Here is an 18,702-nt window from a genome sequence, read left to right as displayed (position 1 = left end):
TTGGTCTTGGCCTGGTGTGGTTATTAGGGTCGCTAGAGATGCCATGACAGGCGGACCATGTCTCTCAGGGTGATTCCGTTCTCGACAATGGGATGCGCGTAGCGATTGACAAAATAATCCCGTTCAATGCGGTCCATGCGAAACCCGCATGTCTGGTAGAAGCAAAGGGCTCCAAAACTGGTGGATCCGGTCCCGACTTCCAGCCTTCTCAGGCCCAGTCTGACGGTCTCCATCTTGGCTCGGTCTATTAATCGGCTTCCGACTCCCAGTCTGCGTAAAGCGCGGTCCACACTGATGTTGGTAATTTCCAAGGTATCCGTGTTCGGTCTGGCAAGCAGCATGACACCGGCCAGAGTTTGTCCCACTCGGATTTCGTAGGCGCAGGAATGGGCGAAAACGTCATGGATTATCCGTTCTGAGGGATCGGCCTCTAGGAGGAGCGTCATGTGCTCTGCGTCGAGGTTGGTAAAGGTCTGGATGGTCACACCCGGCTCTGATGACATAGGTGCCCGCCTTGTCCTTGTAAATCAGAAAACCTGTTCGATATACAACCACTATATCTTGGCTGTCCCAATGGAGGGACTTAGAGCTGGATAGATGCCCGGTTATGAATTTACCGACTTTCACCTGCATATGCTGTTTGGTTTCGGGCCTGGTTGCGCGAATCGTCATATAGATTCCCCTGCAGCTGCTTGTCCCTTTGCGCGCATATCTTTGGGAGGTATGAGAACCAAAGCCATGCGCATGTCAACCCTCTTTCTGCGAACCCTCAGAGAGGATCCGGCCGACGCCGATGTGGACTCGGCCAAACTCCTGCAGCGGGCCGGCTATGTCCGCAAGGTGGCCCCCGGCATCTTCACCTGGCTGCCGCTGGGTCTGAAAGTCCTTGACAAGGTCCAGGCCGTCGTCCGGGAGGAGATCAACGGCATTGGCGCCCAGGAGGTTCACTTCCCGGCCCTGTTGCCTCGCGAGCCCTACGAGGCCACCCACCGCTGGGAGGAGTACGGGGAGAATCTCTTCCGCCTCCAGGACAGGCATGGCGCCGATTATCTGCTGGCCCCCACCCATGAGGAAATGTTCACCCTTTTGGTCAAGGACATGTACTCCTCATACAAGGACCTGCCCGTGGTTCTCTACCAGATCCAGACCAAGTACCGCGACGAGTTCCGTCCCCGTGCCGGGCTGATCAGGGGTCGCGAGTTCATCATGAAGGACGCTTACTCCTTCACCGTGGACAAGGAGGGGCTGCAGAAGGCCTACCAGGATGAGCGCAGCGCCTACGAGCGAATCTTCAAGCGTCTGGGCGTCAATTACGTGATCGTCCACGCGGTCTCCGGACCCATGGGAGGATCCGAATCGGAGGAATTCCTGGCTCCGCTGCCCATAGGCGAGGACACCTTTGCCCTGGCTCCCTCGGGGAAGGCATGGAACGTGGAGGCGCTGACCACCCCGCGTCCCGATCCCATCGATTACACTGCGACCCCGGCCATGCAGGAGCTGGACACTCCCGACTCGACCACCATCGACACTCTGGTGGAGCGGTTCAACCAGCTGCATCCTCGTGAGGACGGCCGGGACTGGACTGCTGCCGATACTCTGAAGAACCTGGTTGTGGCCGTCAAGCGCCCTGCGGACGATGACCACCCCGAGGGCTGGCGTGAGCTGGTGGCCGTTGGCCTGCCGGGAGACCGTCAGGTGGACATGAAGCGCTTGGAAGCCCAGTTCGCCCCGGCCGAGATCGAGGAGGCCAGCGAGGCTGACCTTGCTGCCCACCCCGAGCTGGTCAAGGGATACATTGGACCCCGTGTTCTGGGCCCTCAGCGTTCGGACACTGAGTCCGCCGCTCATATTCGCTACTTCCTCGACGCCCATGTGGCCCCTGGCTCAGCCTGGGTGACTGGTGCTGATGCCGAAGGCGTGCACCTGGCCAATGCAGTCTATGGGCGTGACTTCCAAGCCGACGGTGTGGTGGAAGCCGCCGAAGTCCGTCACGGGGATATGAGCCCTGACGGATCGGGGCCGCTCAGCTTCGAACGTGGCGTGGAGATTGGCCAGGTCTTCCAGCTTGGGCTGAAATACTCTGACGCATTGGGTTTGAAGGTCCTGGACCATAACGGCAAGGCTGTGCCGGTCTGGATGGGCTGCTACGGCATCGGCATCTCCCGTGTGCTGGCCTGCATCGCCGAGATGCATCACGATGACAAGGGTCTGGCCTGGCCCAAGGCTGTCGCCCCTGCTATGGTCCATGTGGTGGCCACCGGCAAGAAGCAGGAGGCCTTCGATGCCGCCGAGAAACTGGTCGCCGACTTGGAGGACCGTGGCGTTGAAGTCATCTATGACGACCGGCCCAAGGTGTCTCCCGGGGTCAAGTTCAAAGATGCAGAGCTGATCGGGGTGCCCCTGGTCGCCATTGCCGGTCGGGACACCATCGCCAACGGCACCATCGAGATCCGCAACCGCGACGGCTCGGATGTGCAGGCAGTTCCTGCCGATCAGGCCGATCAGGTAATCGTGGATAGGATAGGCGCCCTGCAGTAGGTTATGCCGCACTCATATAGTTGCTTATCGCAACTGATACAGAAGGGTGGGGTCTTGGTCACGTCATGATGTATGCGACCAAGACCCCACCCTTCTGGTTGTATCGGTTTGGGTTCAGGAATCTATCAGGTCAGATGCGCAGCAGAATGGGCAGATGATCCTGGCGCTCGCCGGTGTCCACCGGTTCGCTGGTGCTGACTTGGCCAGCGATCCGGTTGGAGGTCAGCCAGTAGTCGATGCGCCAGCCGGAGTTGTTGATCTTGCTCTTTGGGGCCCGCTGGGCGAACCAAGTGTAGACGCTGCGGTGATCGTCGTAGAAGCCGGCGGCATCGCCATGGATCTTTCGGAAGGTGTCGGTGAAGCCCGCATCCAGCAGAAGGCCGAACTTCTCGCGCTCCTGGTCGGTGAAGCCGGCTGAGTGATGGTTGGAACCGGGGTTGGCGATGTCAATCTCCTCGTGGGCCACGTTGAAGTCGCCACAGGCCAGGACCGGCTTGCGGGCATCCAGCCCCTGCAGGTAGCGGCGGTAGCAATTGTCCCAGACGCCACGTGGTTTGAGCCTGACCAGTCCCGATCCGGAATTGGGGGTGTAGACCGTGGTGACGAAGCAGTCCGGGAACTCCAGAGTGAGCATGCGGCCCTCGTCGTCCATGGTGTCCGGAGCGCCGATGCGGGGGCGGGTTACGGTAGGCTCCGGCAGGCTCTTGCGGTAGAGCATGAGCGTGCCTGCGTAGCCTGTGCGGGCCGGGGGCTCGGAGCGGCGGTCCACCTCCTGGTAATCGGGGAAGTAGCGCATGAGCGCCTTAAGGATGCCTGCGGATTTCTTCTGGTCACCGTTGAGTTTGGTTTCCTGGATGGCTACGACATCAGGGTCCAGATCCCGGATGGTCTCTACCACCTTCAGGGAGAGGGCGCTGCGGCTGCTCTTGCCCAACAGGGCGGCGTTGAGCGAATCGATGTTCCAACTGACCAGCGTGTGAACCATGACTGCGGGTCCTTCCAAACCGTGCCGATGTATCTGCTCTCACAGTTTAGCCCAGGACCGATGCTCAATGGTTCGGGGCGGTGACGGGGGCATTCGGAACCCAGCCATGGGGTGGCTTGTCCACCACGGGAACAAGGCCGAGCCCGTTCGACCACAATGGCCAGCAGGTCGGGTGCGGGGACGCAGGCGGAGGCAGGATGGATTCACCGTTCGACGGAGGGTTCCTGGCTGGGGCCAGTCCCTTCCCCCGCTCCGATTATCCGCGCTCTGGCTAGGGATTCTCCGTCGGATGGCTTCACCGCCGCGCAATTAGTGATAGACCGACAGGTTTACAGCGTCGGATTCATACCATCGACAGAGAGGTTCCGATATGTCCATCAACGAAATAAAAACGACCGTCTTCGGCTTTATGGGGACCCAGCCAGCCCGTCTGGGACAGCCGGGCGCCACACCGGTCTGCTCCTTCAGGCTGGGCTCTACCCCGGCCTATTACGATGCCTCAGCTGGGGTGTGGAAACGAAAATCCACCACCTGGCTGACGGTCAAGGCTTTCAGGACTCTGGCGGTTAATGCCCTGGCCTGTCTGCACAAGGGCGATCCGGTCATCGTATCCGGATCCTTGGTGACGGAGGAATGGACTAGTGAGGGTCAATCGCACAACAGCCTGGTCTTGGTGGCCGATGGCATCGGTCACGACCTGGCCAGGGGACAGGACACCTTCACCAAGATCCAATCAGGTGCTGGGCCCGTTGATGAGGGGGCTGCCGGTCCGGATCCTTGGACCACTCCGCTGACATCATCGCCGCCCGAAACTGCCTCAGCATCATCTGCATCATCTGCAGCCGAGCGGACATCGGTGGAGGCTTCCAATGTCGGATGAGCAAAGGTTGTTTTGGCCGAGCAAGACGAAGGTGGGAGGCCGACTGACTCCCGTCGGCCTCCCACCTTGATCAGCAGGCTGATTGAAACCGTCAAACAGCCAACGATCTCAATCGAGCTGGTTTACCAGATCCTGACCCGTGCGGCGGGTTCCAGCCACATGCCGTCCTCGGCGGTGACCCCGAAGGCCTGATAGAAGCGATCCACATTCCTGACGATGCCGTTGGTGCGGAATTCAGCAGGGGAGTGGGGATCGATCTGCAGATACTGTTCGGCCAACTGATCCCTGTTCTTGGTCCTCCAGATGGAGGCATAAGAGAGGAAGAACCGCTGCAGGCCGGTGTAGCCGTCCATGACCGGAGCCGAGGCCAGCGCCTGGTCCATGGCCGCATCGTCTGTCCCGGCTGTGCCGCCCCGCCGCTTCTGCAAGGAGAGGGCATAGGCCTTGATGGCGATGTTGACGCCTCCCAGGTCTCCGATGTTCTCGCCGATGGTCAGCGACCCATTGACATGAGGTGCCTGCCCGGGCTTGTCGGCGTACTTCTCGGCAAGCTGTTGGGGGACGAACCCGTTGTACTGCTCGATGAGCGCCTTGGTCCGCTGCTCGAAGTTTTCACGGTCCTGCGGGGTCCACCAGTCCTGCAGACGTCCGTCGCCGTCGTACTTGGAGCCCTGGTCGTCGAATCCGTGACCGATCTCGTGGCCGATGACCGACCCGATGCCTCCGTAGTTGACCGCATCATCGGCTTCCGGGTTGAAGAAGGGCGGCTGCAGGATTGCTGCGGGGAAGACGATGACGTTCAGGGTGGGCTCGTAGTAGGCGTTGACCGTCTGAGGATTCATCAGCCACTCTTCCTTGTCCACAGGCTGGCCGGCCTTGCCGAACTGGTAACCGGACTCGTAGAGGTTGGCCCTCCGTACGTTGTCGACCAGGCCCAGCTTTTCGTCCACAGCCAGGGCCGTATAGTCGCGCCAGTGCTCGGTGTAGCCGATCTTGGGCGAGAATTTGTCCAGCTTGGCCAGTGCCTTGACCTTGGTCTGTTCGCCTAGCCAGTCGCTGGAGGTGATGGAGACCCGGTAGGCGTCGATCAGGTCTTTGACCAAGGCTTCCATACGAACCTTGCTGGAAGCAGGGAAGTGCCGGCGCACATATTCTCGTCCGACCTCCTCGCCGCAAATGCCGTTGACCAGGGAGACGGCTCGCTTCCAGCGGTCACGCATCTTGGTCGTGCCTGAAAGGACCTTGCCGTAAAAGTCGAACCTGGCCTGATCGAAGTCGCTGCTGAGCAGACCTGCCCACTCGATCAGAGTGTGTACGCGGGCCCAGAGCTTAAGGTCATCCAGGTCGCTGGTCTTCCATAGCTCGTTCAACCCCTGCAGGAAGGAGGGTTCATGCACGATGGTCCTGGACAGGGCTGCGTTCAGATCGACTGGTTGCAGATTGGCGACCGGGCTGGAGGCATAGGCCCTCTGCCAGGACTCGATCCAAGTGTGCAGATCGAAATCGGCAAGCGTTGACTCCAAGTCTTTTAGGGTGGTGGGATTGTAGGTGCGATCCTCATCTCGTGTGGATACATTGTCCCAGTGGCGTGCCGCTATGCGGGTCTCGATCTCAAGGAAAGACTCCGCCTGCCTGTGGGCTTCCTCCTGGTCGTCGGCGTAGCCGGAGAGCCTGAGCAGTGAGGCGACCATGTCGGTGTAGGCCTGGCGGACTGGAGCGTAGCTCTTCTCCCGGTAGTAGGCCTCGTCGGGGAGCCCAAGCCCGGCCTGCTCCATGTGAGCCACGTTGACGCCAGCGTTGCCCGGATCGCCATAGATGGCGATGCCGAACAGGTCGGGGCCGCCAGTCGGATTGAGCTGGCCGAGCAGGCTGGTCAATGCCTTCTTGTCGGGTGCAGCATCAATGGCCTGCAGGTCGGAGCGGATGGGTTCCATTCCCGCAGCCTCGATGGCATCGGTGTCCAGGAAGCTGCGATAGAGCAGGGCCGACTTGACGGCCGGGGATTCCGGATCCTCAAGGATTTCATGGATCTGTGCTTCGGCATCCTCGGCAAGCTTGTCGAAGGAGCCGAACCGGGAGCGGTCCTCGGGCAGACTGTAGGTGTCGATCCAGGGGCCGTTGACGAAGCGGAAAAGATCGTCCTGAGGGCGAATGACCGAAGAGAAGGAGGCCGGGTCAAGTCCGGAGGAGGTCGTGGATTCTGTAGATTGTGCCATGGTACAAGCCTAGCCATCTTTGGTGACATGCCATGCCCTGTGGCCACCGGAAATCGGCGGATCGACGAATCATCCGCCGAAGGGAAAAGCCACGATTGCCTCTGTTGGTGATTTACACTTGGAAGACGGTAACAGGGCGGCCCATCAGCCGCCCTGAGCGAGCGAAAGAGGACGGTATGACGGATCCCATGCAGGGCGGTCAGCCCAACCAGTACGGCGGTCAGGATTCTGGGCAGAATAGCGGCCAATACCAGAATAATCATGGTCAGTATGGGCAATACCCCGGCTATCAGGGGCGCCCGCCACGCATGGATCCTTTCTCCATGATCGCCGAGGATCTGGGATTCAGAACTTTGCGGGCCATCCGCGTCATCATGGGTGTCATGGGCGTGATTGGAGTCATCCTGGGTCTGGCCTTACTGCTCAGGCCGGACAAGACCCTGATAGCCGTGACTGTGGTGCTGGGCATCTACTTCATCATCTCCGGCGTGGTCCGTCTGGCCACATCCATTGTGTCCAGGGGACTTCCCGGCGGTTGGCGGGTGCTGGGTGTCCTCTTTGGCGCTCTGATCGCCGTCGGCGGCATCGTTATCGTCAGGAACACGGCCCTGTCCGCTTCAGCGCTGACGCTGCTGGTCACCATCATTGTGGGCATCAGCTGGATCATGGAGGGCGTGATGAGCCTGGCCGCCTCCTGGGGGCTCCCGCATTCAGGCTGGGCCATCTTTTCCGGCATCGTCTCCATCATCGCCGGGGTCATCGTCATGATCTACCCGTTGAGCTCCGTCATCTTCCTGGTTATCTTCAGCGGGTGCGCTCTTCTGGTGCTGGGAGTCGTCTCCATTATCAGGGCCTTCACCTTCGGCCGGAACTGAGAGCCGGACTCGTCCGAGTGACCCGATAATACTGAGAGGTAGTACTTGGGCAGGATCCTGAGGGGCGGCACCCGCGGGCACCAATCATGAAAGGACGCAGAGGATGATCGAGCTCAAAACCAAGCAGGAGATCGAACAGATGAAGCCGGCGGGCAGGTTTGTCGGCAGCATCCTCAAGGAGCTCAAGGCCATGAGCAAGCCTGGGGTCAACCTCCTGGAGCTGGACGACTACGTCAAGGACAGGATCAACTCCCGCAAGGGAGCCACTTCCTGTTATGTGGATTATGCGCCTGATTTCGGCACCGGACCCTTCGCCCATTACATCTGCCTATCCGTCAACGATGCCGTCCTGCACGGGGTGCCTTATGACTACAACCTCAAGGACGGCGACCTGCTCTCCCTCGATCTGGCCATCAACGTGGACGGCTGGGTAGGCGACTCGGCCATCAGCTTTGTTGTGGGCGAGCATGCCGATCCGGAGGATCTGCGGCTGATTCGGACCACCGAAGAGGCCCTGAAGGCCGGCATCGCCCAGGCTCAGCCAGGTAACCGCCTAGGCGACATCTCTGCTGCAGTCGGTGAGGTTGCCCATGAAAACGGATACAGCGTCAACCTGGAGTTCGGCGGACACGGGGTAGGGCGGATCATGCATGGTGATCCCCATGTGCCAAACGACGGCACTCCCCATCACGGCTACAAGCTGCGCCCGGGTCTGGTCATCGCCATTGAGCCTTGGTTCCTAGCGACCACCGATCAGATTTACCAGGATCCCAAGGATGGGTGGACCCTGCGTTCTGCAGATGGATCGCGCGGCGCCCACAGCGAGCACACCATCGCCATCACCGAGCAGGGACCTGTCATCCTGACGACCAGGGACTGAGCCAGAAGGCTGTCCGAGGCCGAATCAGCACTATAAGGGATCTAGGAATGTCCACAATGTGGATGCTCTTGGATCCCTTTTTGATGCCGACCCTGTTGGACACCTGCACTTGCTTCATTGGCCTTGTGCCGGCAAGCTGCTGCGGGAGCGAAGACGGCACTGGCTTGGACCTGCGCATCGTTGGTGGAGGCGGCGGATTCCTGCTTGCGGTTACAAGCCGGTAATCGAAGTCGTGATTGTTTCTGTTAGCATGTCGGCAATTCCACGCCGGTACAGGTGCCGGTAGCCTGATCCGGCATGGCCGTCGACTCTCACTGGCACCTCACTGGTTGATTGACAGGAGGTGCGTGGTGTCTACAGCACGGTTGTCCATCGGTTCCGACCAGGTTGATCTGCCATTGGTCCGCGCCACCGAGGGGCCCGACGGCATTCTGGTCTCCTCCCTGCGCAACGATGGCTGGGTCACGCTCGATCCCGGCTTCCAGACCACAGCTCAGTGCGTTTCGGGAATAACCTTCATTGACGGCAAGCGATCCATACTGCGCTATAGGGGCTATGCCATAGAGGACTTGTGCGCGCAGTCCAATTTCCTCGAAGTGGCCTGGCTGCTGTCCCATGGCGAGCTGCCTGATGCCGAGCAGTACCAGCAGTTCCGCAGCCATGTCCTGGGTTACACGGTCGTAGGGGAGGACTTCCGCCATCTGCTCTCATCCTTCCCCCGCCAGGCTCATCCCATGAGTGTGCTGGCCGCGGCGGTCAACGCCCTTGCAGGCTTTCACCCCGACACCTGCAATGTTGATGATCCTGATCAGCTGGAGGAGGCCAGCGCCATCATCATGGCCAAGGTGCGCACCATCGTCTCTCTAATCCACCGTCGTCGCCGCGACCAGCCCCTGCTTTACCCGGACAGGACCTGGGGCTATGTGGAGGACTTCCTGCGGATGAGCTTCGCCATGCCCTACCAGCCTTATCAGGCCGATCCTCTCAAGGTGCAAGCCTTGGACAAGCTCCTGATCATCCATGCCGACCATGAGCAGAACTGCTCCACCTCAGTGGTTAGGATTGCCGGATCGGCCCGGGCCAATCTGTATTCTGCGGTGGCCGCCGGCATCAATACCCTGTCAGGCCCCCTGCACGGCGGAGCCAACGAGGCCGTGCTGCGCCAGCTGAAGAACATACGGGATTCCGGTCTGGGCGTGCGAGGCTATGTGGACCAGGCCAAGAACGAGGGGCGGAAAATCGCGGGTCTAGGCCACCGGGTCTATAAGTCCTATGACCCGCGCGCGGCAATAGCCAAGCAGTGGCTCTACAAGCTCATGGACGAGCCCTACCAGGATAGGAACGCCGAGGACGCAGAGCTCTTCGACGTGGCCCTGGAGCTGGAGGACCTGGCCCTGCATGACGACTACTTCGTCGAGCGGCACCTCTATCCCAACGTGGATTTTTACACCGGGCTCATCTACCGCGCCATCGGCTTCGACCCGGAGATGTTCACCACGCTCTTCGCCTTGGGTCGCATCCCCGGATGGATCGCCCAGTACCGGGAAATGCTGGACGATCCTGACACGAAAATCGGTAGACCCCGGCAGGTCTATACCGGTCAGGGGCCGCGTGACTACCTGCCCATAGAGCAGCGCTGAATCCTATGGCTGCCTGGGTTCAGTTGGCGTGCAGCCGCTCGTTCAGCTCGATCCCCTTCTTGCGGGGCAGGGCTCTGACCTGGCCCGTGCGGGAGTCGCGGATGAAGAGCAGATGATCCCGTCCGCTGAGTTCCGCCCCCTTGACCTCCTGGTCGCCCAGGCCGATCTTGGTGCCAGCGGTGACGTAGAGCCCGGCTTCAACCACGCAGTCGTCGCCCAGGGAGATGCCGATGCCGGCGTTGGCTCCCAGCAAGGAGTGCTGACCGATGGAGACCCGATGGCGGCCTCCGCCGGACAGGGTGCCCATGATGGAGGCTCCGCCGCCGATGTCCGAACCGTCGCCGACCACGACTCCCTGGGAGATCCGTCCTTCGACCATGGAGTGGCCCAGAGTTCCAGCGTTGAAATTGACGAAGCCCTCATGCATGACCGTCGTTCCCGGCGCCAGATGAGCGCCGAGCCGAATCCGGTCGGCGTTGCCGATGCGCACTCCCTCGGGAACCACATAATCCACCATGCGGGGGAATTTGTCCACGCTCAGCACCGTTACTTGTGTCACCGGGATGCCCGGCATGGACCGGCTGGCTGCAGCCATGACCGCTGACCTGCGCAGGGCGAAGTCCTCAACGGCAAAGGGTCCGTAGTTGGTCCAGACCACCGTGTTGAGCTGTTCGAAGATCCCGTCCAGGTTCATGCTGTTGGGAGGAGCCAGCCGCATGCTGAGCAGATGAAGCCGCAGATAGGCATCGGCTGCATTGGCTATCGGGCCATCCAGATCGGCCACAGTGAAGACCGGAACCTTTCGGATGCCGCGGGCGTCCGGCTGGCTGTTGACTTGGTCGCCAAAGCCGTGGTTGGGACGGCTTGCCGGGGTCGGCGGCGTCGAGATCTCGGCCTTGGGGTACCAGACGTCCAGGGTCCGGCCCTGCTCGTCCTGGCTGGCCAGGCCCCAACCCCATGCGGTGCGTGCTGTGCTCATCGTTCCTCCTTCAGGCGGTGCTCTCGTATTGGCATAAGCTGTCTTACAGGATAAACCGGTCGACGCTCAAACAGAGACGGTCCGTCCGACAGTCGGGTCTGGATGGTCGCCAGCCAGGTCCCAGCCGATAGGTAAAATTATCAACTATGAGTGCCTACAGTCATGAGCGTGAGCGCCGGGAACGTCGGCGCCGCAACACAGCCAGGGCGGTCTGCCTGGTCATTGCCGTGGCTTTGCTGGCCAGTCTTGTCATTCCCGCCATCTTCAGCGGCCTTTGACCCGGCCCGTCCGGTCGGCGGGAATCCGGCCGTCACAGGCAGGCAAATGGGAATGAAGACAGAGGCCGACTCGTGCGGAGCCGGTCTGGAAAGCGGTGAGACGGTATGGCAGAGATGGATTTTGCTCAGGCATTGGAACAGGCCAAGGCCAAGTACGAGACGATTTCCAAGGCGCTGGATCCGGAGGGTCTGCGCTCCCGGATTGCTGATCTGGAGCGTCAGGCCAGCGCGCCTGGACTTTGGGACGACCAGGAGAATGCTCAGAAGGTGACCAGCAGGCTCTCTGCTCTGCAATCCCAGCTCAGGCATCTGGAGTCCGCCTCCTCTCGGCTGGACGATGTACAAGCTCTGCAGGAGCTGGGCCAGGAGGAGCACGATCAGGACACATTGGTGGAGGCGCGCAAGGAGATCGACTCTTTGAGGTCCGATCTCGACGATATGGAAATTCAGACCCTGCTGGACGGAGAGTACGATGAGCGCGCCGCTGTGGTCACCATCCGCTCAGGAGCAGGCGGGGTGGATGCGGCCGATTGGGCCCAGATGCTCCTGCGCATGTACATGAGGTGGGCTGAGCGGCACGGCTTCTCCACCAAGGTCATGGACACCTCTTACGCGGAGGAGGCCGGCATCAAGTCGGCCACCTTCCAGGTGGACGCCCCCTATGCATACGGTCGGCTTTCAGTGGAGGGCGGCACCCATCGTCTGGTGCGGATCTCGCCCTTTGACAACCAGGGCCGACGGCAGACCTCTTTCGCCGCCGTCGAGGTCATCCCCCTGGTGGAGCCAACCGACCACATCGACATCCCCGATTCGGATATCCGAGTGGATACCTACTGCTCCTCCGGCCCAGGCGGCCAGGGTGTCAACACGACCTATTCGGCCGTGCGTATTACCCATTTGCCGACCAACATCGTGGTCACCATGCAGGATGAGCGCAGCCAGATTCAGAACCGTGCGGCTGCTATGGCCGTTCTGCAGTCCCGGCTGCTGGTTCTGCGGCACGAAGAGGAGGCCAAGAAGAAGAAGGAGCTAGCCGGCGACATCAAAGCCAGCTGGGGTGATCAGATGCGCTCATACGTCCTGCATCCCTACCAGATGGTCAAGGATCTGCGCACCGGATACGAGACCTCTGATACCCAGGGCGTTTTCGACGGCAACATCGATGCCTTCATAGAGGCCGGCATCCGCTGGCGGCATCAGCAGCGGGTTCAGGCCCGTGAGGAGGAAGCCAGCAAATAAACCTGCGCTCGGCCTCATCCGGGTCGGTGTTTCATGAGTGTGTAGTGTCGGTCTTCTTGATAGCCTCTGTAGGGGAATACCGAGGAACGGAGAGTCAATGGCGTTGATTTCGCTCAAGGACGTGACCAAGATCTACCCCAAGGGGTCCCGTCCCGCCTTGGATGACATCAACCTGGATGTCGATCGTGGGGATTTTGTCTTCCTTGTGGGCGCCAGCGGGTCGGGCAAGACCACCCTGCTTCGTCTGCTTCTGCGCGAGGAGGAGGCCACCGAGGGGGAGATCCGCGTGGCCGGCAACGATCTGCGACGCCTGCGCAACCGTGAGATTCCAGGATATCGGCGCTCCATCGGCTTTGTGTTCCAGGATTACAAGCTGCTCAACAACAAGACTGTATGGCAGAACGTGGCCTTCACGCTGGAAGTCATCGGCGCACGTCGATCCACCATCAAGACTCTGGTTCCTCAGGTGCTCAAGACCGTGGGGCTGACGGGCAAGGAGCAAAACTACCCCCATGAGCTTTCCGGCGGCGAGGCGCAAAGGGTGGCTTTGGCCCGTGCCTACGTCAATAATCCGGAAATCCTGCTGGCTGACGAGCCCACAGGCAATCTAGATCCCACAACCTCCCTGGGCATTATGGAGGTTCTGGATGCCATCAACCGGACCGGCACCACTGTGGTCATGGCCACCCACAACGAGGAGATCGTCAACTCCATGCGCAAGCGGGTGGTGGAGCTGCATACGGGTCGGATCATGCGCGACGAGGCCCACGGCTCCTACGATTCTTCGCGCTTCTTCCCCGATGCCGAGGTTGCGGCGCGCTCCCATCATGCCATCGGGGATCCCGCCGACGGCGATGCCCTGGACCGTGCTCGTGAGGTTGGTGTTGGAGGGCGCCGTCCGGTGCAGGTTGTCGTGCAGGATGGGAATAGCTCGGCTACCGAACCCATCGCGGATGGAACCAAGGGGGCCAAGCAGGTGGTCCAGGCGGCGGCACAGGCCGTCGACCAGGGTCAGTATGGCGATGAGGGAATCGCACGGCTGGCCAAGTCCATGCATTCGGGGAGGACAGGACGTTATGGGCAGGTCTTCACCTCGGTCGAGGACACCCTGACCTGGGGGAAGGGCCTGGGCAGTCTTGAGTCTGCGCAGGAAGATTCCAGTCAGCATGAAGAAGCCTCTGCGAGGCAGCCCGATCGGAAGGCCGATTCCGATTCTGACGAACGATTCCGCAGACCTGCACCGGTGTCTCAGGGCAGCCAGGATCGACCGGGTCAGTCGAGCGAAGGTTCCGGTGACAAAGACCAGCGCAAGGCAGGAACCGATCACGCCGAATCCGGGAATCGTCCCCAAGCAGAACCCGCAGAACCTGCAGCCTCCAGGAAGTCTCGGAAGTCCGCTCGTGGTTCGGAAGCTGCTCCGCGGCCCGAAGATGCGGGCAGTCGAGAGCAGGATAGGAACCCAGGTCGTGACCGCAAGGGTCTAGCGCATGACGATCACAATCATGACCATGGTCAAGGCGGGCCCAAGAAAGATGACAAAGTCAAAAACCGCCAACCGTTGAAGGAATCCTCGGCTGAGGCTGCTGATCGTGAACAACAGTTCAAGAGGCCCAATGTCTCCAGCCCAGCCCAACCGACCGGCGAATCCGGTCAGGCTACGGTCCGAATGAAGCAGGATGGCGCGCAATCCTCAAAAGAATCCTCCGGCAAGAGCAGGACCGGTAAAAAGGACTCGACGAATGAAATAGATCATGATGTTGAGTCTTACGATGCCGAGTCCATGGGGGCCCCGCCGGCCCCGCCTGCTCCCCCTGAAGCCCCCAAGGCGGCCAGGAAGCCCCAGCAAAAGAGCGGCGCACAGGCTCGGGATGAGCATCATGACAAGAAGAAGGCGGCACGATGAGACTGCGGTTCATCCTTTCCAGCACCTGGGACAACCTGCGGCGCAACGGTTCCATGATCCTCTCGGTCATGCTGGTCACGTTCATCTCCTTCCTCTTCATCGGCGCATCGGGACTCATGCAGGCCCAGATCAGCAAGGCCAAGGGGGACTGGTACGACCAAGTAGAGGTGGTGGTCTGGCTATGCCCGGACGGCGCCAGCCAGGCGGCATCCTGCGCGACCGGCAAGGCGCCCACCAACGCCGAGATCGTCAAGCTGGAGAACACCATCAATACCGAGCTGCGCGACTCTGTGGCAAAAATCACCTACCAGAGCAGGGAGGACTTCTTCAAAAACACCTTCCTCAAGCAGTACCCCAACGGCACATACGAGGGAAGGACCATGACCGCAGCGGACATGCAGGCCTCCCTGCGTCTCAAACTCAAGGATCCAACCAAGTACCAGGTGGTCTCCGAGGTGCTGTCCGGACGCGACGGCGTAGAGGAGGTGTCCGACCAGCGTCAGATATTCGACCCTGTCTTCAAGATCCTCAACAGGGCTACGGCAGTCACCCTGGTCCTGGCTGTAGTCATGGTGATCGTAGCCATCCTGCTGACTGGCACCACCATCAGGATGAGCGCAGCCTCGCGTCGCAACGAGACCGAGATCATGAGACTGGTGGGAGCCTCCAACTGGACCATACGACTGCCTTTCATCCTGGAGGGCGTGGTGGCGTCCTTGCTGGGATCTCTTCTGGCTGTCGGCGCTCTGAGCGCCATCGTCAAGCTTTTCATCACGGATTGGCTGGCCCGGACGGTCCAGTGGATGCCCTACGTGGACCAGTCCACGGTCCTGCTCATGGCCCCGGCGCTTATCCTGGGGGCCATGCTTCTGTCCGCATTGGCTTCTTCCATCTCCCTGCGGCGGTATTTGAGGACCTGATCCGCAGCGACGGGCCGATTGTCCTTATGGGCCCGAACTCTGCCATAATGATGACTAGCATGGATAAGTGATAGTGAGGACTTGACCATGAATCGTACGAAGCACTTGGAAGCCATCTGCGGCCTGGTGGGGTCGTTGGCCATGATGCTGGGCGGTGGGATCCTGGGGCTGACAGTGGCCCCTGCACCGGCCCGGGCCGATTGGAGTAGCTATCAGCAGAAGGTGCAGAGCCATGAGGCTCTCAAGAGCAAGCTGGCGGGTGTCAACAGCGAGCTGGCCGACCAGATTCTCAGCCTCAACGATCTGACTGCCAACCAGATCCCGGCGGCCCAGCAGAGCGCTGTCGAAGCTCAGCAGCAGGCCGAGCAGGCCGACAGTCTTGTTCAGGCCACCAACGACAGACTGCAAGCGGCCCGCAAGGATCGTGCCGACCTGGAGGCCAAGATCCGTCAGACCGGCATCGACTATGACGATGCCAAGGCCGGTGTGGCGCAGATGGCGAGAAAGAGCTTCCACGGCTCTGAGGCCTCACAGGTCATGGACGTGGTGACCAAGTCCTCCAGCACCAAGGACTTTGTGGACAAGATGCAGTCCGATGCAGCCGTGACCCGATCCGAGGCCAACACGGCCAATGATGCCGCCAACACCCTCAATTCGTCCATGAATCGCAAGCAGCGCCTCGAGGCCATCGAGGAGCAGATCAGCACCTTGAAGGCCAAGGCCGACCAGCAGCAGGCAGCGGCCCAGCAGGCAGCAGCCGCGGCGCAAGCCAAGCAGGACAGTCTGCAGGCCTTGCGCGACCAGGGAACTGCAGCACGCAAGCAGCTGGAGGGGCAGAAGGCCGCCCTGACCACGCAATCGGCCCGTGAGGCCGCTGATATTGTGGCCACCGAGTCTATGATCGATTCCCTCAACACTGGCAATGCCGGCGGCGGGGCCGATCCTCATGCCGGCGGCGCCCAGCAGATCGGCGGTGGTGGCTCCGCACCATCGCCGGCTCCGCAGCCGGCTCCGCCGAGCAACGGGGGCGGTGGAGGTGCCTCCGGCATGAATTACGGGGTGCCTGGCAGCTGTCCTGAGGGTTCTGGGTTCTGCTACGGCCATCCCACCGGCAACTCGGTGGGCGGCAGCGCTTATCCTGCCCGTCAGTGCACGCTCTGGGCCTACATCCGCCGCTCGCAGCTCTCCCTGCCTGTGGGATCCTATATGGGCAACGGGGCTGAGTGGGCCGGCAAGGCACGTGGCCTTGGCTATTTGGTCAACAACACCCCCCATGTCGGTGCTGCCATGGTCTTCGCCCGCGGCCAGCGAGTTACAAATTGGAACGCTGACTGGACCTATGGCCATGTGGCTGTGGTCGAGCGGGTCAATGCAGATGGATCGGTGCTCATCTCCGAAGGAGGCACCGGCTTCGCCTCCTTCCCGACTTATGAGACGGTCTATGGGGCCGGCAACTACCAATACGTTCATTACTGATGCCGTTGCGGGCCAGGTCCGCCGCTTGGAACGTTACTATCGCTGTCCGGAGTGCCAGGTAGCCTCCTTGGCGCGATCCAGAGGAGGATATTATGGCTAAGGAAACCGGCACAACCATGATCGCCCAGAATCGCAGGGCTCGTCATGACTACCAGATTGAGGATCGGTACGAGGCCGGCATAGCTCTGACCGGGACTGAGGTCAAGTCACTGCGTGAGGGGCGGGCTTCCCTGGCCGAGTCGTTTGTCAGCATCGACCGGAGGCACGAGGTCTGGCTGGAGAACGCCAATATCCCTGAATACCTCAATGGCACCTGGAATAACCATGCCCCCAAGCGCAAGCGCAAGCTGCTTCTGCATGCCAGGCAGATCATTCGCCTGGAGCGGCAGATTCAGGCCAAGGGCTACACCATTGTCCCCCTGAGCCTGTATTTCAAGGATGGCAGAGTCAAGGTGGAGATCGCCGTGGCAAGAGGCAAGCGCGAGTATGACAAGCGTCAGTCCCTGCGGGAGGAGCAGGACCGCCGCGAGGCCCAAAGGGCCATGCGCTACCGGAACCGTCGGGGCTGAGACACCTGCTGATGCACTTTCTGATTCTCGGATAGGCCGGCTGCCTCCTGATATTTCCTTGCACTATGCAGATCGACACGCCCGGAGCTAAGACGATTGGCAGTGTTCTATAAGCTTCTGAAGCTTGAGCTGGAGCCAAAATCTGCCCTGCAGAACAAACTGCAATCGATGATCAACAATCAGCTGGATGCATAAAAATACAAATGTGTGCATAATAGTGCATGTCGATCAAGGGATACGGAGGGTCGCCTCGGGCGGTCCGGAAGAGGAGAAGAGACATGGGCAAGATCAAGGCGGTGCTGGCGGCGGCTCTGAGTGTCACCCTGCTGGCCTCCCTCGGGGCCTGCGGAACCACCGACGAGGCGGACAGCAACAGTGCATCGGGCAAGTCCACAACAAGTTCCCATCCGGCGGCTTTTGACGTCAGTGGCATCAAAAAGGATCCGGACATCGCGGCCAAGGTGCCCGAGTCGGTTTCCAAGGACGGCAAGCTGACTGTGGGCATGGAGACCTCGTATGCTCCGGGTGAATTCATGGATGAGGACGGAAAGACGCCGATCGGCTATGACGTCGACCTGTCCAACGCCATTGCCAAGGTGATGGGGCTCAAGGGGGAGATGGTCAGCGCTTCCTTCGATACCATCATCCCGGCTATCGGCAGCAAGTACGACGCGGGCATCTCCAGCTTCACCATCACCAAGGAGCGGATGCAGTCGGTTGACTTCGTCACCACCTTCAAGGCAGGCACGGCCTTTGCAGTCAAAAAAGGCAACCCCAACAAGATCAATCCTGACGACATCTGCGGCGTCAAGGTCGGTGTGCAGACAGGCACCATCGAAGAGCAGCAGGCGACCGACAAGATTTCGGCCGAGTGCAAGGCCAAGGGCAAGAAGCCGGTGGATGTGCAGTCCTACAAGCAGCAGACCGATGCCGCCACAGCGGTGGTCAACGGAAAGATCGACGTCTTCTACGCCGACTCCCAGGTGACCGGATATGCCATCAAGCAGACCGACGGTCAGCTGGAGAAGCTGGGCAAGGATACCGACATCGTCCTGCAAGGCGCCGCTCTGAAGAAGGGCAGCGGCATGGCTGAGGCCACCCAGGCGGCGCTCCAGAAGCTGATCGACGACGGCACCTATGCCAAGATCCTCAAGAACTGGGGCGTCCAGAGCGGGGCAGTCGAAAAGGCGGAGATCAACCCTGCGGTCTCTGACTGAGACAGGCCTCTAGGCGCGGGCCGGCTCAACAACCGGACTGCGCCTAGCGGTTGGCCCGGCTGGTTAGGCTGGGCCTGAATAAGTTCAGCGGTGCGGAAGGAAGCAGG

At 60.8% G+C, this 18,702-nt stretch carries 15 protein-coding genes and 1 pseudogene; 12 read left to right on the top strand and 4 right to left on the bottom strand.

The genetic code is table 11. The features are described from left to right. Positions 1 to 32 precede the first annotated feature (32 nt). Entirely contained in the window at positions 33 to 503 is a 471-nt protein-coding gene (locus QRX41_RS01130; protein WP_052692845.1) for a GNAT family N-acetyltransferase, read from the bottom strand. Positions 504 to 723: 220 nt separating this feature from the next. On the opposite strand from QRX41_RS01130, the gene QRX41_RS01125 reads away from it, so the two are divergent. Beyond that, on the top strand, positions 724 to 2,538 hold the full coding sequence (locus tag QRX41_RS01125; protein WP_313838181.1) for a proline--tRNA ligase: 1,815 nt from the start codon (positions 724 to 726) through the stop codon (positions 2,536 to 2,538). Positions 2,539 to 2,668: 130 nt separating this feature from the next. Here the strand turns inward: QRX41_RS01125 and QRX41_RS01120 are convergent, their stop codons facing one another. Further along, entirely contained in the window at positions 2,669 to 3,523 is an 855-nt protein-coding gene (locus QRX41_RS01120) for an exodeoxyribonuclease III (protein ID WP_313838180.1), read from the bottom strand. Between the two features lie 370 nt (positions 3,524 to 3,893). Here QRX41_RS01120 and QRX41_RS01115 point away from each other — a divergent pair, with 370 nt between their 5' ends. Beyond that, positions 3,894 to 4,403 (top strand): single-stranded DNA-binding protein, encoded by a 510-nt coding sequence (locus QRX41_RS01115; RefSeq protein ID WP_313838179.1) that lies wholly within the window; start codon positions 3,894 to 3,896, stop codon positions 4,401 to 4,403. Positions 4,404 to 4,525: 122 nt separating this feature from the next. On the opposite strand, the gene QRX41_RS01110 is transcribed toward QRX41_RS01115, so the two are convergent. Then, positions 4,526 to 6,619: a M13 family metallopeptidase gene (locus QRX41_RS01110; RefSeq protein WP_313838177.1), complete on the bottom strand. Its 2,094-nt coding sequence runs from the start codon at positions 6,617 to 6,619 to the stop codon at positions 4,526 to 4,528. 176 nt (positions 6,620 to 6,795) lie between these two features. Between QRX41_RS01110 and QRX41_RS01105 the strand changes: the two genes are divergently transcribed. The 3 genes from QRX41_RS01105 to QRX41_RS01095 all read left to right on the top strand — a co-directional run bounded on the left by QRX41_RS01105 (position 6,796) and on the right by QRX41_RS01095 (position 10,014). Beyond that, positions 6,796 to 7,494 (top strand): HdeD family acid-resistance protein, encoded by a 699-nt coding sequence (locus QRX41_RS01105; protein ID WP_313838176.1) that lies wholly within the window; start codon positions 6,796 to 6,798, stop codon positions 7,492 to 7,494. 103 nt (positions 7,495 to 7,597) lie between these two features. Then, positions 7,598 to 8,374, top strand: coding sequence for a type I methionyl aminopeptidase (gene map, locus QRX41_RS01100; RefSeq protein ID WP_029678693.1), 777 nt, complete (start codon positions 7,598 to 7,600; stop codon positions 8,372 to 8,374). Between the two features lie 350 nt (positions 8,375 to 8,724). Further along, a complete protein-coding gene (locus QRX41_RS01095; protein WP_313838691.1) occupies positions 8,725 to 10,014 on the top strand; it encodes a citrate synthase in 1,290 nt (429 codons plus the stop codon). A 19-nt stretch (positions 10,015 to 10,033) separates the two neighbouring features. Here QRX41_RS01095 and dapD read toward each other — a convergent pair whose 3' ends face one another. Next, positions 10,034 to 10,993, bottom strand: coding sequence for a 2,3,4,5-tetrahydropyridine-2,6-dicarboxylate N-succinyltransferase (gene dapD / locus QRX41_RS01090; protein WP_313835736.1), 960 nt, complete (start codon positions 10,991 to 10,993; stop codon positions 10,034 to 10,036). A 146-nt stretch (positions 10,994 to 11,139) separates the two neighbouring features. On the opposite strand from dapD, the gene QRX41_RS01085 reads away from it, so the two are divergent. The 7 genes and pseudogenes from QRX41_RS01085 to QRX41_RS01055 all read left to right on the top strand — a co-directional run bounded on the left by QRX41_RS01085 (position 11,140) and on the right by QRX41_RS01055 (position 18,595). Next, positions 11,140 to 11,271, top strand: coding sequence for a hypothetical protein (locus QRX41_RS01085; protein ID WP_255297770.1), 132 nt, complete (start codon positions 11,140 to 11,142; stop codon positions 11,269 to 11,271). Between the two features lie 105 nt (positions 11,272 to 11,376). Continuing rightward, entirely contained in the window at positions 11,377 to 12,510 is a 1,134-nt protein-coding gene (gene prfB / locus QRX41_RS01080) for a peptide chain release factor 2 (RefSeq protein WP_313838175.1), read from the top strand. Positions 12,511 to 12,607: 97 nt separating this feature from the next. After that, positions 12,608 to 13,643: pseudogene (gene ftsE, locus QRX41_RS01075) on the top strand (cell division ATP-binding protein FtsE); the annotation flags it as partial. Between the two features lie 766 nt (positions 13,644 to 14,409). Further along, positions 14,410 to 15,333: a permease-like cell division protein FtsX gene (ftsX, locus tag QRX41_RS01070; RefSeq protein WP_045924722.1), complete on the top strand. Its 924-nt coding sequence runs from the start codon at positions 14,410 to 14,412 to the stop codon at positions 15,331 to 15,333. Positions 15,334 to 15,420: 87 nt separating this feature from the next. Continuing rightward, positions 15,421 to 16,809 (top strand): CHAP domain-containing protein, encoded by a 1,389-nt coding sequence (locus QRX41_RS01065; RefSeq protein ID WP_313838173.1) that lies wholly within the window; start codon positions 15,421 to 15,423, stop codon positions 16,807 to 16,809. 92 nt (positions 16,810 to 16,901) lie between these two features. Then, positions 16,902 to 17,378 carry an SsrA-binding protein SmpB gene (smpB, locus tag QRX41_RS01060; protein ID WP_313838171.1) on the top strand — a complete coding sequence of 159 codons (477 nt, stop codon included), beginning with the start codon at positions 16,902 to 16,904 and terminating at the stop codon, positions 17,376 to 17,378. 278 nt (positions 17,379 to 17,656) lie between these two features. Continuing rightward, positions 17,657 to 18,595, top strand: coding sequence for an ABC transporter substrate-binding protein (locus QRX41_RS01055; protein WP_313838169.1), 939 nt, complete (start codon positions 17,657 to 17,659; stop codon positions 18,593 to 18,595). Positions 18,596 to 18,702: the final 107 nt, after the last annotated feature.

Source organism: Bifidobacterium kimbladii, from assembly GCF_032193675.1.
Classification (GTDB): domain Bacteria; phylum Actinomycetota; class Actinomycetes; order Actinomycetales; family Bifidobacteriaceae; genus Bombiscardovia; species Bombiscardovia kimbladii.
The sequence above is the reverse complement of the archived record's forward strand: the minus strand, read 5'-3'. Positions and strand labels throughout refer to the sequence as shown.